Genomic DNA, 14,754 nt, shown 5'->3' with positions numbered 1-14,754 from the left:
GGCGTGACGCCAGATCGGGTGATCACGCTTCGGGCGGCCTCGAGGCGGCGCGCGGGCACCGAACGTCACTCGCTCGACCAGGCGAAAAGCAAGCGGACAGTTAACTCAGCAGCCCCAGCAGCCGACATCACACAATTTGTTATCGAGCCGCCGTTCACGGCCCTGACCTGCGGTTACCCTAACCTAACTCCGGCGTCACGTCCGGTTTGCCCGGATCGTCGCCCACGCGCAGGCGTACGCTCCTCTGGACTTACAGGCAAGGCTTACCTAAAAACATCTGGTCCGGGTACGCGGAGGAGGTCTGAGCAGTGGTGTTTTCGAGCGCGCTCATCGGGTTGCGCGAAGGTCTCGAGGCGGCACTCGTCGTCAGCATCCTGGTCGCCTTCCTCGTGAAGACCGATCGCCGCGAAGCACTGAAGTTCGTGTGGCCCGGCGTGGGCGCGGCAGTGCTGTTGTCGGTGGCCGTCGGCGCCATCCTGACCTACAGCACGGCGCAGCTGAGCTTCGAGCACCAGGAGCTGCTCGGCGGCAGCCTCTCGATCGTCGCGGTCGGGTTCGTGACGGCGATGATCTTTTGGATGCGCAAGGCTTCGCGGCACATCGCGGCGGAGCTGCGCGGCAAGATGGAGGACGCGCTCAAGGTCGGCCCGGCCGCCGTGCTGCTGCTGTCGTTCCTCGCCGTCGGCCGCGAAGGCCTCGAGACGGCCGTGTTCTTCTACTCCGCCGTGCAGACCGCGCAGTCGGACACGATCCAGCCGCTCATCGGGTTCGTGGTGGGCATCGCGGCCGCGGTCGTGATCGCGTACCTGCTCTACCGCGGCGCCGTGCGGTTCAACCTCGCGAAGTTCTTCACCGTCACCGGGGTGCTGCTGGTGTTCGTCGCCGCCGGCGTGCTCGGCTACGGCCTGCACGACCTGCAGGAGGCGCAGTTCCTGCCGGGCCTGACCACGCTCGCGTTCGACGCGTCGAGCGCGCTGCCGGAGACCTCGTGGTACGGCGCGCTGCTCAAGGGCATCTTCAACTACTCGCAGCAGACCACCGTGCTGCAGGCGGTCGCCTGGGTCGCCTACGTGGTCATCGTGCTGCCGCTGTTCCTCAAGCCCACCAAGAAGAAGACCGTTCCGGCTGAAGCCGCTGCGGCCGGTGTCAAGGAGTGACCGTGCCCCTTTCCCCCCGAACCCCGCTGGCCCTCGTGGCCGGAGTCGGCGCCGTGCTGGCCCTGTCCGCGTGCGACAGCAAGGATTCCGCTTCGGGCGGCGCCGCCGCGGGTGGGCCGATCAAGGTCGACGCGTCGGACACGTCGTGCGCGGTCGCGACGAACACCGCCAACGCCGGCAACGTGACGTTCGAGATCACCAACAAGGGCACCAAGGTCACCGAGTTCTACCTCTACGCCGAGGGCGACCGGATCATGGGCGAGGTCGAGAACATCGCACCCGGCCTGAACCGGCGGCTCATCGTCGAGGTCCCCGACGCCGGCAAGTACCAGACGGCGTGCAAGCCGGGCATGGTCGGCGACGGCATCCGCGGTGACTTCACCGTCACCGGCGGCGCGCAGAAGCAGGGCGACACCAACGCGCAGAAGGCCGACGCCACCAAGAGCTACGCCACCTACGTCGCGAACAACAGCGCGGCGCTGGAGACGGAGACGGCGAAGTTCGTCGACCTCATCAAGGCCGGCAAGGTCGACGAGGCCAAAGCGGAGTACGCGCAGACGCGCGTGTTCTACGAGCGCATCGAGCCCGTCGCGGAGAAGTTCGGCGACCTCGACCCGCTGATCGACGTGCGCGAGGCCGACCTCGAGCCGGGCCAGCAGTTCACCGGCTTCCACCGGCTGGAGAAGGACCTGTGGGTCACCGGGCTCAAGCCCGACAGCCCGCAGGTCGCCGACAAGCTGCTCACCGACGTCAAGGACCTGGTCGCCAAGACCAAGACGCTGCAGCTGAGCGCGCTCGACCTCGCGAACGGCGCGAAGGGCCTGCTCGACGAGGTCGCCACCGGCAAGATCACCGGCGAGGAGGAGACCTTCTCGCACACCGACCTGTGGGACTTCCAGGCCAACGTCGACGGTTCGAAGGGCGCGATCGCCGCGCTGCGGCCGATCCTGCAGGAGCGCGACCCGGCACTGGTGTCCACTCTGGACAAGCAGTTCACAGGAGTGCAGACGCTGCTGGACAAGACGCGCAGCGGTGACGGGTTCAAGTACTACAACCAGCTGTCGCAGGACGAGATCAAGGCGTTCGCCTCGGCGGTCGACGCGCTGAGCGAGCCGCTGAGCAAGGTCGCGGAGGTTGTGGCCCAGTGAGCGAAGACGGCACGCGAGTCTCCCGTCGCAAGTTGTTCGGGCTGGCCGGGGCGGGCGTCGCACTGGCCGGCGCCGGCGCCGCGGCCGGGGTGGGTTTCGACCGGGTCGGGGACACCCCGGCGCAGGCCGCGGTGACCACTGTGGACTTCCACGGGGCGAACCAGGCCGGCATCGTCACGCCGACCCAGCAGAACCTGCACTTCGCGGCGTTCGACGTGACCACTTCAGACGTCGGCGAACTGCGGCAACTGCTGCGCACGTGGACCAACGCGGCGCGCCGGATGACGGCGGGCCAGGAGGTCGTGCCGAACGGCGCGGTCGGGGGCGCGGCCGAGGCCCCGCCCGGGGACACGGGTGAGGCGCTGGACCTGCCGGCCTCGGAGCTGACGCTGACGATCGGGTTCGGCCCGTCGCTGTTCGACGGCCGGTTCGGCCTGGCGGCGAAGCGCCCGCCGCAGCTGATCGACCTGCCGCTGTTCCCGAAGGACAAGCTCGACCCCACCCGCACCGGTGGCGATCTGTGCATCCAGGCGTGCGCCAACGACCCGCAGGTGGCCGTGCACGCCGTGCGCAACCTCGCGCGGCTCGGGTTCGGCGTGACGGAGGTGCGCTGGTCGCAGCTCGGGTTCGGGCGCAGCGCGTCGACGTCGCGTTCGCAGGCCACGCCGCGCAACCTGTTCGGTTTCAAGGACGGCACGAACAACATCAAGGCCGAGGACGCCGACATCCTGCGCAGCGAGGTGTGGGCCGAGGCGGGCGACGGGCAAGCCTGGATGGCGGGCGGCACGTACCTGGTGGCTCGGCGCATCCGCATGCACATCGAGACGTGGGACCGCGAACCACTGGAGGGCCAGGAGCAGATCATCGGCCGCACCAAGGGTTCCGGCGCGCCGCTGGGCCAGACCGCCGAGTTCGACGAGGTCGACCTGGGCGTCGGCGGCGCCGGCGGCGTCCCGCTGATCGCGGACGACGCCCACATCCGCCTGGCGTCGCACCAGACGCTCAACGGCACCCGCATCCTGCGCCGCGGCTACAACTTCGTCGACGGCTCCGACGGCGTCGGCCACCTCGAAGCGGGCCTGTTCTTCCTGGCCTTCAACCGCGACACGCGCAAGCAGTACGTGCCGATGCAGCAGGCGCTGTCTTCGAAGGACGCGATGATGGAGTACGTCCAGCACACCGGCTCGGCGCACTTCGCCGTCCCGCCGGGCGTCTCCCCCACGGGCAACTGGGGCGACGGCCTGTTCGCTTGACTTCAAGTGCACTTGAACCCCCATCGTGGGGGTCATGTTCACACCCGCCGAAATCGAGTACTTGACCACGCAGGACCTCGGCCGCCTGGCCACCCAGCAGCCGGACGGCACCCTGCAGGTCAACCCGGTTGCCTTCACCTACAACCCGTCGATCCCGTCGCTGGACATCACCGGCGCGGGGTTGGCGGCCAGCCGCAAGTACCGCAACGCCGCCGCCAACCACCGCGCCGCCTTCGTGGTCGACGACCGCCCGTCCCTCGACCCGATGCGCGTGCGGTTCCTGGAGGTCCGCGGCCGCGCGGAGGTCCTGCCCGCCGCTTTCGAACCCGACGGCCACCTGGACGGGGCCGTGATCCGCATCCACCCGGAGCGGATCCTCAGCTTCGGCATCGACGACCCGGACAAGCCGCCGATGGAAACGCGGTCGAACAACCGCGACGTGGTGCGCTAACCGCGCCGATCTACGTCGCGCGTCGGGAACCCGTTGGTCGGTGACCCGCCGCGCCGGTCGACAGCTTCGACGGTGCGGAGTCTCCAGGCTTGCCAGAACGCGCTGACGGTGACCCAGGCAAGGTGTGCGTTCACGGGGAAGAGCTGCCGCGCCGGGGTGAGCGTGTCGACCGACGTGTCGCCCTCGGTCCGGCGGCGGGTGAGGTTCGCTGCGGAGAACCCGGGACCGAAGACCTCGAGGATCATCCCCAGAAAGGAGAGGTGCCCGAGCGTCTCGAGCTGGAGCCGGTGCACGGTGGCAGCGTCAGCCGTCGCAGTCTGGGTGATCACCCGAGCCAGAGGGCGAAAATCGGCTGCTGCATGGGCGGCCTCTTCCCGCGCGTTCGCGCCGGCGCGAACGCGCGGGACGTCATGGATCTGCAGAGCCAGTCACACCGTGCTCAGCTGCACATTCTGGTTGTCGGTCGTCCTGAGCAGGCGTCCGCGTCGTCGGCAACGGACGCGCCACCGCCGGGACTAACGGCGGGCACCCCGCGCCGAATACGCCCCCACGCCCACCACGAACACCACCCCCGCCACCCACCAGGTCACCGCGGTGTCCGCGGGTTGCAACGGCCACGCCACCACGCGGCGCAGCGCCGGCGGGTCCGGCGGGGTGAACAGGGCGACGACGGTCCACAGTAGAGGGAGCGTCCAGCCGAACTGGCCGCCGAAGAGAGTGGCGGCGAGGCCGGCCAGTCCGGTGAGGCCGAGGGCGTCGCGCACGACCACGCTGGTGGGGACGGCGAGGGAGCCTTGCACGGCCAACAGCACGAGCGCCGCGAGGACGCCGACCAGCAGCACGTGCGCGAGCCGGCGCGGCAGCCAGCCGAAGGCGGCCGTGCGGTCGAGGTCGACGTCCTGGCCGGACAGTCCGACGGCGGCGACCGACACGGCCGCGGCGAGGGAAAGCGACGCGAACAGCACCGACCAATCACCCCCGGCGGCCACCCGGACCAGCGCCGTGCACAAGACCAGCGCGGCCAACGACGGGCCGAGCGCCCGGGAGCGGGTGTAGAGCGTCAGCCATCTCATCGCGACGCCCCCGTGAGCGCCGCGTACGGGTCGCCGGTGCACGACTGCTGCGCCTGGCGCGCGGCGGCGACGCGGGCGAGCTGCTCGTCCGCAGGCAGCGCCCGCAACTTCGTCCACGCGTCACGCACCAAGCGCGGGGTCACGTCGCCGAGCGTGTTCGCGTGCGGCAGCGGACGCAGGTCACCGAGGAGCCAGGACGCGACGACGTACCGCGCCGCCAGTTCACCGGCCAGGCCGGAGCAGGACGGGCCGGCCGCGAGGAGCTCGAACTCGAGGTCCGCACCGGAGAGCCCGGTCAGCGCGGAGCTGTCACGCCGGACCTGGAGCGTGGCGGGATCAGCGGCGCCCGGGTGGGTGGCGTACAGGGATTCCGTCGTCTCGACGATCCGCGAAGGAGCGGACGGCAGCTTGGCGAGCTTCGCCAGCGCGGCTGCACCCGGACCGGCCACAGTGGACAGCCACCCCGCGTGCAGGCGCGTGACGCACACCGGCCCGTCGCAGACGAGGGCGGCTGCCTCGGCGTCGGGAGTGGTGTTGCCTTCCGCCGAAGCGGGGAAGAGCGCGACCGCGACGGCCACCCCCACCACGGCCGGGAGCATCGCGAACCAGCGGCGCACGGCGAGAACCAGGAACCCCGTGGCCGCCAGGCCCAGGAACCAGCACAGCTGCCCCACCGAAACCGAAACGGCCGGGACCACGTACGCACTGCGCGGCTGCGCGGCCGCCGGTGAGAGCAACGCCAGCCAGTTCGGCAGCCGCTCCTGCACAGCGCTCCCGCCGACACCCGCCATCTGCAGCACCACGGTCACCACGAGCGCCGCCACGCCGGCGGCCGGCGCGGTCAGCGGGTGGGGCAGCAGGCGGCCGACGGCGAGGCCCACCGCCACCCCGGCGAGCACCGACACGATCCCGGCCAGCAGCGGCAGCACCCACGCAAAGCCGAACGGTCCATCGTGGACGATGACCTGGACCAGGCCGACCACGACGAGCACGAGGAAGCCGGCCACAGCGGCCACCCCGATCGCGAGCCCGGCCTGCGCCGTGCGGTGCGCGACGGGACGCGGGGTCGTCGACAGGAGCTCGTCCATCCCGGACCGGCGGTCGCGCATGCCCTGGATCGCCGCGGCGGCCACGATGATGGGCCACAGCAGGGAAAGGGCGTAGCGCGACCACAGGACCGACGGGGTCCACTGCAGATCCCACGCCTGGGCGTCCTTCCACCACGGCCCGGAGAACAGGAAGAAGTACCCGAGACCCACGGCCAGCAAGAGGAACACCAGCCACGGCGCGACCGTGCGCCGCAGTTCGGTGCGCAGCACGCTCACCACGCACCCCTCCCCGGCTCGTGGTTCAGCAGCGCGGAGTAGCCGCGCTCGATCGGGCTGTCGCCGATGTGCTCGGGGGTGCCCGCGGCGGCCAGTTCCCCCGGCGTGCCCTGGAACACGAGCTTGCCCTCGGCGAACAGCACCACGTCGCTGCACGCCGTCGCCACGTCCTCCACCAGGTGCGTCGACACGACGACGCACGAGTCCTGCCCCAGTTCCACCATCAGCTCGCGGAAGCGCACGCGCTGCGCCGGGTCGAGGCCCGCGGTGGGCTCGTCGAGCAGCAGGATCTGCGGGTCGTTCACGATGGCCTGCGCGATGCCCACGCGGCGGACCATGCCGCCGGAGAGCGTTTTCAGCCGATCGTCGGCGCGGTCGGCGAGTCCGACGCGTTCGATCGCGCGCTGCACGGCCGCGGGAACGTCCTGTTTGGACATCTCCTTCAGCCACGCCATGTACTCGACGAACTCACGCACCGTGAACCGCTTGTAGTAGCCGAAGTTCTGCGGCAGGTAGCCGATGCGCCGGCGCAGGCGGCGCTGATCGATGTGTCCCCCGACCGACTCACCGAGCAGCGCCAACCTGCCGTCCGCCGGCCGGAGCACCGTCGCCAGTGCCCGGATCAGCGTGGTCTTGCCGGCCCCGTTCGGGCCCAGCAGGCCGTGGACTCCCGTCCCCAGCGTGAGATCGAGCCCGTCGACGGCCATTTTCCGCCGCCCGACCCGGACTTTCACTCCTTCGGCCTGGATTTCCCAGGCATAGGCCGACGGAGCGACCTCCGCGGCTTCGACTGACCGCACGTCCATCATCCCCTTCTTCCCTCAGCGGTGCGCGTTGAGCCGGGTGAAAGCACTCCTGCGGAGCACCACGACCACGGCCGTCAGCGCGAAGATCCCACCCCACACCGGCAGCGCCCCCGGTTGCAGCGCGAACGAAGAACCCCTGGCGAGCGACGGCACCACCAGCACGCCCAGCCACGCGACGACCAGCACCCCGGCCGCCCGCGTGACCCCGATGAGCGCGCCCAGCGCGAGCGTCCCCGTGGTGAACGCGAGGCTCGGCAGCAACGCCAACCCCAGGTTCGCGCCGGTGAGCCAGCCCGCCACGAGCAGCACGGGCAACACCACCACGAGCACCGCCGTCGTCCGGCGCAGCACCAGGTCCAGACCGGCGCGCGGGCTCGCGGCGACCACCTCGTACGCCGGGTCGATGCCGCGCGCCCACGACGCCGCCACCCCCAGCACCGGCAGCACCGGCGAAATCACCTGCACGAACGACAAACGACCGGAGAAGCTGTGCTCGAACACCACCCCGACGACGCCGACGAGCAGCAGCATCAGCAGCCACGGCAACATCACCGGCGTCACCCAGCTGCGGGCGAACGCCTTGAGCCGGCCGGGTTCCGGCTGCGGCTGCGCAGCCAGGCCGGGCTGGAGCTCACTCCACACGGTCTCGAGGAGACCGTCCGATGTGGTCAACGCGGCCAGCCGGCTCCGGCACACGGCGCAGTTCTCCAGGTGGGCTTCGGTCGCCCACACCCGGTCACCCGGCAGGTCCTGTCCGGTGGCGTAGCCGGTGAGCAACCGGTCCGAGACGTGGTTCACGACAGTGCCTCCCGCATGGCGATCCGCGCCCGGCGCGCCCGCGTTTTCACAGTTCCTTCCGGCAGCCCGAGCAGCACGGCGGTTTCGCGGACGGACAGCCCGTCGAGCACCATCGCCTGCAGCACCTGCCGCAGCTCGGGAGCGAGCGTTCGCAACGCATCGCCCACGTCGTCGCCGACGCCGGCCGCCAACGCGATGTCCTCGGCAGCCGGTGCGACCACATCGGCTCGCGTGACGACCGGCGGCTGCGCGTGGTGCGCCCGCCGCCGGAACGCGTCGACCAGCCGCCTTGCCGCGATCGTCCACACCCAGCCGACGGCCGAGCCACCGGCCGCCGCCCCTGCGAACGACCCGGCCGCGCGCCACACGGCGAGGTACGTCTCCTGCATGACCTCCGCGACGACCTGCTCGTCGGTGCAGCGCCGCCTCAGCCGCACCACCAGCCACGGCGCCGTGCGGCGGTAGAACTGCTCGAACGCCGCCCGATCGCCCCGCGCGGTGCGGCGCAGGAGGTGCTCCTCGTCGGGTTCCGGGTGCTTCACGATGGGCAAGACGCCGCGAACGGTCCCACGGTTCTCACTCGACTGTGTGCTGCGTCACAGTCAGCGCCCGACGTGGAGGACCAGCCGGCCGCCGGGCGGCAGCGGATCGGGCGACGGCGTCGTGCTGAACGCCTGGATGGCCAGCGCGGCGAAGCGCCGGGACGCGGCCACGCGGGCGGCGGGCGAGGCGGCGTGGATGCCGCCGTTGGCCATGATGACGAGGAGCAGGTCGTCGACGACGAAATCGGCCCGCAGCCGGCCCGTCGCCTTCGCCCGGCGGGCCAGCTCGGCCAGGCCGGCGATCGCGGTGTCGCGTGCGGTGTCGAAGTCGACGGCGCGCGGGAACTTCGAAAGGAAGGCCGCGGTGAAGCCGCGGTCGCGCGCGTGCACGTCGAAGAGCTTTTCGATGACCAGGCGGAAACCCCGCCACGGATCGGCCGCGGCGAGCCCTTCGGCGACGATCTCGTGGCACACGTTCAGCTGGTCGGCGAAGGCCTCGCCGGCCAGGGCTTCCTTCGTCGGGAAGTGCCGGTAGAGCGTCGCGGGCCCGACGCCGGCGCGGCGGGCGACCTCGCGCAACGGCACGTCGAGGCCCTCCGCCGCGAACACCTCGCGCGCGGCGGTCAGGATGCGGTCGCGGTTGTCGCGCACGTCGGAGCGCAGCGGCGACGTCTGAGTCAACTGATCAGCCACGCTCTCACTTTAGGCGAAACGGACGCCCCCGTCCGTTAACTTCGGCCGCATGAAGGCAGTGCAGATCAAGGAATTCGGCCCGGCGAGCGGGCTGGTCGTCGTCGACGTCGAGCAGCCGGCCCCCGCCGCCGGCGAGGTGCTGATCCGGACGGAGGCGATCGGCGTCGGCGGCGTCGACGCCGTCATCCGCCGCGGCACACTCGGCAGCTACGGCTTCACGCCGGGCCACGTCCCCGGCAGCGAGGTCGCCGGCGTGGTCACCGCCCTCGGCGACGGCGTCGACCCCAGCCGGCTGGGCCGGCGCGTCTGGGCGTTCACCGGCGTCGGCGGCGGTTACGCGGAGCACGCGGTGGCCAAGGACTCCGACACGCTCCCGCTCCCCGACGGCTTGGCGGCCGAGGACGCCGTGACGCTCGGCAGCTCGGCCCCCGTCGCGCACTTCGGCCTCGAACACGCCCACTTCCAGCCCGGTGAGTCGCTCCTCGTCCGCGGCGCGGCGGGCAGCATCGGTCTCGCCGCGATCCAGCTCGCGAAGCAACGCGGCGCGAGCACGATCGCGGTGACCACGTCGAGCGAAGCCCGGGGCAAGCGCCTCAGCGAACTCGGCGCGACGCTGGTCCTCAACCGCGAGGCCACCCGCGAACTCGGCGCGAGCCACGACGCCGACCACCGCTTCGACGTCACCCTCGACCTCATCGCCGGCCCCGACCTCGGCGATTTCCTCGGCAAGCTCAAGCCCAACGGGCGCCACGTCGTGCTCGGCGTCGTCGGCGGCATGCCGCCCGCGGACTTCGGGTCGGTGCTGCTGCGCCACTTCCGGGAGTCACTGTCGTTCGCCAGCTTCAGCGCGGACACCGTGGCGCCCGAGCAGCTGCACCGCAACCGTCAGGAGACGTTGGAAGCCGCCGCGCGAGGCGAGCTCGTGTCCGTGGTCCACGAGGTCCTCAAGCTCGACCAGGCCGCCGAAGCCCACCGGAAGATGGACGACGGTGAGGTGTTCGGGCGGATCGTCCTCACCCCCTGAGCAGGGGTCAGGCGCCGGCCGCCGCGATGAAGTCGCGGACCGACGTCGCCGGGTCGCCTGCCCGCACGAGGGCCTCGCCGACCAGCACGACGTCGGCGCCCCAGCTGCGGTACTCCGCGACGTCACCCGGGCCCGCCACCCCGGACTCCGCCACGCGCACGCGGTCGGCCGGGATCTGCGGGGCCAGCTCCTTGAAGACGGTGCGGTCGACTTCCAGCGTCGTCAGGTCGCGGGCGTTGATGCCCAGCACCTGCGCGCCGGAAGCGACCGCCCGGTCCAGCTCCTCGGCGGTGTGCGATTCGACCAGCGGTGTCAGCCCCAGCTCGACGGCCAGGCCGTGCAGATCCGTCAGCAGCGAACCCTCCAGCGACACCACCATCAGCAGCGCCAGGTCGGCCCCGTGCGCCCGCGCCTCCCACAGCTGGTACGGGTCGACGATGAAGTCCTTGCGCAGCACGGAAACGTCGACTCGCGAACGCACCGCGTCCAGATCGGCGAGCGAGCCGCCGAAGCGGCGCTTCTCCGTCAGCACGCTGATCGCCGCCGCGCCGCCCTGCTCGTACTGGGCCGCCAGCGACGCGGGGTCCGCGATGTCGGCCAGCTCGCCCTTGCTCGGGCTCTTGCGCTTCACCTCGGCGATGATCGACACGCCGGGCGCGCGGAACGCGGGCAGCGGGTCCCGCGCCGGCGCCGCGTCACGCACGCGGGCCTGCAGTTCGGCCAGCGGGGTCGCGCTCTTGCGCTCCGCCAGATCCTCGACGACACCCTCGAGGATGCCCTTCAGCACACCCAGACCCACGACGCGCCTCCTTCCGACCGGGAACACCACCATCCTCGGCCGCGATCACCGCGAACGCACGCGGGAGTAAGCCCGATCACCGCGTGCCGCGCCACCGAGGGCACGCACAGTGTCCGTCGGGCTCCGCCGAACGGCTCAGCCGGCCGGCCAGAACTTGCGCCACCCGTCGGCCTCGAGCGTCGAAGGCTCCACGCCGGCGTCGCGCGCCGCCCGCTCCGCCTCGCGGATGTCGGCCGCGAACTTCTTCGCGACCGCCCGCAGCTCACCCTCCGGGTCGATCCCCGCGCGCCGCGCCGTGGCCGCCACGCGGAACAGCTGCGCCGCCGCGGCCGAACCGGCCGGGAACAGGTCCAGCGGAATGCCCGCGCGCCCGCTGCGCTGGCCGAGCTTGCCCGCCAGCGCGACCGCCGGCTGGCCGAGCGCCACACCGTCCACAATGGATCGGCGTTGCTTTTCGGCCTGTTTCAGCTCTTCCCAGTTGAGTTCCTGGCGCTCGGCCGTCGCCACGCGCTCGGCGTCCGCGAAGATGTACGGGTGCCGGCCGACGAGCTTGGCCACCAGCGCGCGAGCGACGTCGTCGATCGTGAACGGGTCCACCACGTCCTCAGCCGCGACGCGCGCGTGGAAGAGCACCTGCAGCAGCACGTCGCCGAGCTCTTCGCGCAGCGCTTCGCGGTCGTTCTCCTCGATGGCGTCGAGCAGCTCATAGGTCTCCTCGACGAGGTACTGGCGCAACGATTCGTGCGTCTGCACCGCGTCCCACGGGCAGCCGCCGGGCGAGCGCAGCGTGTCCATGACCTCGGCCGCTTCCAGCAACGGCGGCACCGGCGCCGCCACCACGGACGCCCCCGCGGCGATCAACGCCGCCGCCGTCGGTTCCCGCACGGAGCCGACGATGAGCACGAAGTCGCGCCCCACCGGCGCTTCCGTCACGGGCGGCACCCCAAACGCCGACGCGTCGAGGTCCGAAGCCGCGTACACCGCCGAGCTGCGCAACAGCCCGACCGCCGCGGCCGGGACGGTCGCCCCGCGGGCGACCACCACCACGGAACCGGTCACGGCTGGGCCGGCGACGGACCCCGGACCGGCAGCACGACACCCTGCAGGCTGTTCGCGTTGGCCGCGAGGTCCATGCCCACCGGGTCCCACACGCCGTAGCGCGGGTTGATCTTGTAGTCGACGTCGCCGACGTACGGCTGCAGCATCCGCACCCCGATGTCGCTGATCTGCTGGGGTGTCGGCTGCCGGGCCTGGTCCGTGGGCACCGGCTTGTCGTCGGAGCGCTGCCGCACGATGCCGACGATCCACGAGGCGGGGTCGGTCGTCGGGTTCAGCTGGAACGTGAACGCGGTGTTCGCCGGCACGCCGAACAGCGGCGTCGTGGCGGTGGCCGGAGCCGAGAGCGCCGTCAGGGGTTCGCCGATGTTGCCCTGGGCGCCCTTCGCCAGGTCTGCCTGGATGGCGCTCGGGTCCGCGGCGTAGGCGTGCACCTTCTGGAAGGCCTCGGCCCGAGCAGCCGCCGCGTCCGGAGCCGGGGTTTCGGCGTCGGTGGTCGCGGCACCGATTTCGGTGTAGTCGACGCTGACCGCGAGCTTCGGCAGGTACTTCGCCGTGAGCTGCTGCTCCAGGTACGCGTCGGTGAGCGCCTCGCGGTGGTCACGCGCGCGCTGCACGAGCTGCGTCACGGCCGCGGGCTGGTCCTGCGCGAGGTCCTCGGGCATCGGCCCGGCGAGCGGGTCGCCCTGGGCCAGCGCGGCGGAGATGGTGGCCGGGTCGGCGGTGAGGCCTTCCTTCTGCGCGGCCTTCTGCACGACGGCGTGCAGCACTTCCTGGCGCACGATCTCCCGGCCCACGAGGTCGAGCTTGTGCTGCGCGGCGAGCTGCTGCGCGTACGGCTGCTCGCGCACGGTCTTGTCGATCAGGTTCTGCACCTGGTCGATGGTGGTGACCTGACCGTCGATGACCGCCGCGGTGGTCACCTGGCTGGGCCCGGCGCCGCACCCGGCGAGCAGGAGTGCACCGGAAACGACGGTTACCAGCGCGCTAGTCCGCTTTCCCACGCTAGGGCGCCCCATGATCCGCATCACAGGCCATACCCTCTCACACGCCCGTCCCCGAAACGCAACACCATCGTGGTCCACGACGGCCTATTGTCGACAAATGGACTCTTGGTTGTCGATCGAGGTCCTCGACGGGGAGTTTTCCGCGCACAGCTGGCAACGCGCGCACGGCGACAACCTCACCGAGGCCGCCCTCACCCACGGCGCCGAACAGTGGACGTGGCACGTGCACCGCTGGGGCGTCACGCTCGAGATCGAGTTCGCCGACGAGCGGCAACGCGACCGCTTCAAGCACCTGCCCGCCGTGACGGCCGCGCTCGACGCCGTCCCCGACCCCGACCGCGGCCTGCTCGTCTACAACGGCCGCGGCGGCGGCACGGGCTCCCGCGAGCCCCGCCACCCGCGGCCCCTGCCCATGGCGGGCGCGGGGGCGCTGCCTACGCCGAAAGAGGAAGTCCGTTTGCAGCTGGCGACAGGCGAGCCGCCCATGTTCCAGCTCAGCTCACCCGGCTGAGCAGCTCACGCCAAGCGACCGCGGGGACGGTGAGGTGACCGGCCTCGCGGTCTTTCGTGTCCCGGACCAGCACCTCAGAACCAGTCGCAACCTCAACGCAGTCATCACCGTTCGGGCTGTAGCTGCTCTTGTGCCAGCCGACCTCGACGCAATCGCCGCCGTTCGAGCTGTAGCTGCTCTTACGCCATTCGAGGGACATCCCGCCGCGCTCCAGGTGAGTAGAGGTCTGTCGCCAATCTGGCGACAAGCTCCCTCGATTCTGCCTCACCGAGCGCAAGCGCACCAAGACGTTCGAGAACACCTTGGTAGACCTCGATCTCCTCTGCCTTCTCAAGAAATAGCGATGTGATCTCACTGTCGATGTATGCGACGGGCTGGAACTTGTCAGAGTTGATCAGCTGAAAGTGGCCTGACACTCCGGGATGGCCACCAGCCGCCATCGGCACGATCCGGATCGAGATGTTCGGTCGCACCGATAGCTGCAGCAGCTGGTGCAGCTGGCCGGACATCACCGCTTTGTCCCCTTGCCCGACTGGCAGCCGCACCACGAACTCATGGATAAAGAACTCGAAGGTCACCAGCGGGCGCTTCGACAGGATGACCTGCCGTGACATTCGAGCAAACACTCGCTCGTCAACATCATCTTGCAGTGGAACGTTTCCGGTTTCGTTGATCAGCGCTCGGGCATAGTCCGAGGTTTGCAGCAAGCCCGGCACGATCGTGCCCTGGTAGGCGGAGATCGCGGTGGCGCGTTCTTCGTGCCACACCAACGTTTTCACCTGTGCCGGCAGGTTCGGGTAGGTCTCCAGCAGGCCGGGCTCGTCGAGGTCTTCGCACAGGGCGTAGACCTCGGCGGCCTCGTCGCCGACTACGCCCATGACCGTGAGCATCTGGACGACGTCGAGGTACTTGCCGCCGCGGCGTCCGTTGAACATGTTGGAGATGCGGGTGGGCGGCCAGTCCAGGCGCCGCGCCATCTCCCGCACTCCCCAGCGGTGCTCGGCCATCAGCTCGCGGAGGCGGGCACCCAGCTGGCGACTGCGCACGGTCGTCGGGCGATCAAGCATGAGCGGAGAGTACGGCCGAAACCGCTTCCGCTCCACCGTTCGCG

At 70.8% G+C, this 14,754-nt stretch carries 18 protein-coding genes; 6 read left to right on the top strand and 12 right to left on the bottom strand.

The features are described 5' to 3' along the window. Window positions 1-308 precede the first annotated feature (308 nt). From efeU to ACIA77_RS16145, 4 genes are read left to right on the top strand one after another with little or no spacing between them, the layout of a single operon-like run. Complete coding sequence (efeU, locus tag ACIA77_RS16160; RefSeq protein WP_395886634.1) at window positions 309-1,157, top strand: iron uptake transporter permease EfeU; 849 nt, start codon at window positions 309-311, stop codon at window positions 1,155-1,157. Beyond that, complete coding sequence (gene efeO / locus ACIA77_RS16155; protein ID WP_395886633.1) at window positions 1,154-2,305, top strand: iron uptake system protein EfeO; 1,152 nt, start codon at window positions 1,154-1,156, stop codon at window positions 2,303-2,305. The genes efeU and efeO overlap by 4 nt, the downstream gene beginning before the upstream one ends. After that, window positions 2,302-3,558 (top strand): iron uptake transporter deferrochelatase/peroxidase subunit, encoded by a 1,257-nt coding sequence (gene efeB / locus ACIA77_RS16150; protein WP_395886632.1) that lies wholly within the window; start codon window positions 2,302-2,304, stop codon window positions 3,556-3,558. The genes efeO and efeB overlap by 4 nt, the downstream gene beginning before the upstream one ends. A gap of 34 nt (window positions 3,559-3,592) precedes the next feature. After that, on the top strand, window positions 3,593-4,009 hold the full coding sequence (locus ACIA77_RS16145) for a PPOX class F420-dependent oxidoreductase (RefSeq protein WP_395886631.1): 417 nt from the start codon (window positions 3,593-3,595) through the stop codon (window positions 4,007-4,009). Here ACIA77_RS16145 and ACIA77_RS16140 read toward each other — a convergent pair. The 7 genes from ACIA77_RS16140 to ACIA77_RS16110 form a co-directional block, all read right to left on the bottom strand. Next, window positions 4,006-4,302, bottom strand: coding sequence for a hypothetical protein (locus ACIA77_RS16140; protein WP_395886630.1), 297 nt, complete (start codon window positions 4,300-4,302; stop codon window positions 4,006-4,008). The genes ACIA77_RS16145 and ACIA77_RS16140 overlap by 4 nt on opposite strands. A 222-nt stretch (window positions 4,303-4,524) precedes the next feature. Further along, window positions 4,525-5,082, bottom strand: coding sequence for a hypothetical protein (locus tag ACIA77_RS16135; protein WP_395886629.1), 558 nt, complete (start codon window positions 5,080-5,082; stop codon window positions 4,525-4,527). Further along, window positions 5,079-6,410: a hypothetical protein gene (locus tag ACIA77_RS16130; RefSeq protein WP_395886628.1), complete on the bottom strand. Its 1,332-nt coding sequence runs from the start codon at window positions 6,408-6,410 to the stop codon at window positions 5,079-5,081. The genes ACIA77_RS16135 and ACIA77_RS16130 overlap by 4 nt, the downstream gene beginning before the upstream one ends. After that, window positions 6,404-7,207 (bottom strand): ABC transporter ATP-binding protein, encoded by an 804-nt coding sequence (locus ACIA77_RS16125; RefSeq protein WP_395886682.1) that lies wholly within the window; start codon window positions 7,205-7,207, stop codon window positions 6,404-6,406. Before ACIA77_RS16125 ends, ACIA77_RS16130 begins: the two co-directional genes overlap by 7 nt. 21 nt (window positions 7,208-7,228) lie before the next feature. Further along, on the bottom strand, window positions 7,229-8,011 hold the full coding sequence (locus ACIA77_RS16120; protein WP_395886627.1) for a zf-HC2 domain-containing protein: 783 nt from the start codon (window positions 8,009-8,011) through the stop codon (window positions 7,229-7,231). Next, the gene (locus tag ACIA77_RS16115; RefSeq protein ID WP_395886681.1) at window positions 8,008-8,553 is read right to left on the bottom strand and encodes an RNA polymerase sigma factor; all 546 of its coding nucleotides are present in this window, start codon (window positions 8,551-8,553) and stop codon (window positions 8,008-8,010) included. Before ACIA77_RS16115 ends, ACIA77_RS16120 begins: the two co-directional genes overlap by 4 nt. Before the next feature lie 60 nt (window positions 8,554-8,613). Next, window positions 8,614-9,246: a TetR/AcrR family transcriptional regulator gene (locus ACIA77_RS16110; protein WP_395886626.1), complete on the bottom strand. Its 633-nt coding sequence runs from the start codon at window positions 9,244-9,246 to the stop codon at window positions 8,614-8,616. Window positions 9,247-9,295: 49 nt separating this feature from the next. Here ACIA77_RS16110 and ACIA77_RS16105 point away from each other — a divergent pair, with 49 nt between their 5' ends. Beyond that, window positions 9,296-10,270, top strand: coding sequence for a zinc-dependent alcohol dehydrogenase family protein (locus ACIA77_RS16105; RefSeq protein WP_395886625.1), 975 nt, complete (start codon window positions 9,296-9,298; stop codon window positions 10,268-10,270). 7 nt (window positions 10,271-10,277) lie between these two features. On the opposite strand, the gene trpC is transcribed toward ACIA77_RS16105, so the two are convergent. The 3 genes from trpC to ACIA77_RS16090 form a co-directional block, all read right to left on the bottom strand. After that, window positions 10,278-11,063 carry an indole-3-glycerol phosphate synthase TrpC gene (gene trpC / locus ACIA77_RS16100; protein ID WP_395886680.1) on the bottom strand — a complete coding sequence of 262 codons (786 nt, stop codon included), beginning with the start codon at window positions 11,061-11,063 and terminating at the stop codon, window positions 10,278-10,280. 141 nt (window positions 11,064-11,204) lie between these two features. Continuing rightward, a complete protein-coding gene (locus tag ACIA77_RS16095; RefSeq protein ID WP_395886624.1) occupies window positions 11,205-12,128 on the bottom strand; it encodes a MazG family protein in 924 nt (307 codons plus the stop codon). Further along, window positions 12,125-13,129, bottom strand: coding sequence for a hypothetical protein (locus tag ACIA77_RS16090; protein ID WP_395886623.1), 1,005 nt, complete (start codon window positions 13,127-13,129; stop codon window positions 12,125-12,127). The genes ACIA77_RS16095 and ACIA77_RS16090 overlap by 4 nt, the downstream gene beginning before the upstream one ends. A 100-nt stretch (window positions 13,130-13,229) precedes the next feature. On the opposite strand from ACIA77_RS16090, the gene ACIA77_RS16085 reads away from it, so the two are divergent. Then, window positions 13,230-13,643 (top strand): hypothetical protein, encoded by a 414-nt coding sequence (locus ACIA77_RS16085; RefSeq protein ID WP_395886622.1) that lies wholly within the window; start codon window positions 13,230-13,232, stop codon window positions 13,641-13,643. Here the strand turns inward: ACIA77_RS16085 and ACIA77_RS16080 are convergent. Together ACIA77_RS16080 and ACIA77_RS16075 are read right to left on the bottom strand one after the other, a co-directional pair. Further along, window positions 13,627-13,842: a DUF397 domain-containing protein gene (locus tag ACIA77_RS16080; protein WP_395886621.1), complete on the bottom strand. Its 216-nt coding sequence runs from the start codon at window positions 13,840-13,842 to the stop codon at window positions 13,627-13,629. The genes ACIA77_RS16085 and ACIA77_RS16080 overlap by 17 nt on opposite strands. Further along, a complete protein-coding gene (locus tag ACIA77_RS16075) occupies window positions 13,823-14,710 on the bottom strand; it encodes a helix-turn-helix domain-containing protein (RefSeq protein WP_395886620.1) in 888 nt (295 codons plus the stop codon). Before ACIA77_RS16075 ends, ACIA77_RS16080 begins: the two co-directional genes overlap by 20 nt. Window positions 14,711-14,754 lie beyond the last annotated feature (44 nt).

Origin of the sequence: Amycolatopsis sp. NPDC051903 (assembly GCF_044452505.1) — a bacterium.
Taxonomy (GTDB): domain Bacteria; phylum Actinomycetota; class Actinomycetes; order Mycobacteriales; family Pseudonocardiaceae; genus Amycolatopsis.
This window is presented reverse-complemented; position numbering and strand designations above follow the sequence as displayed.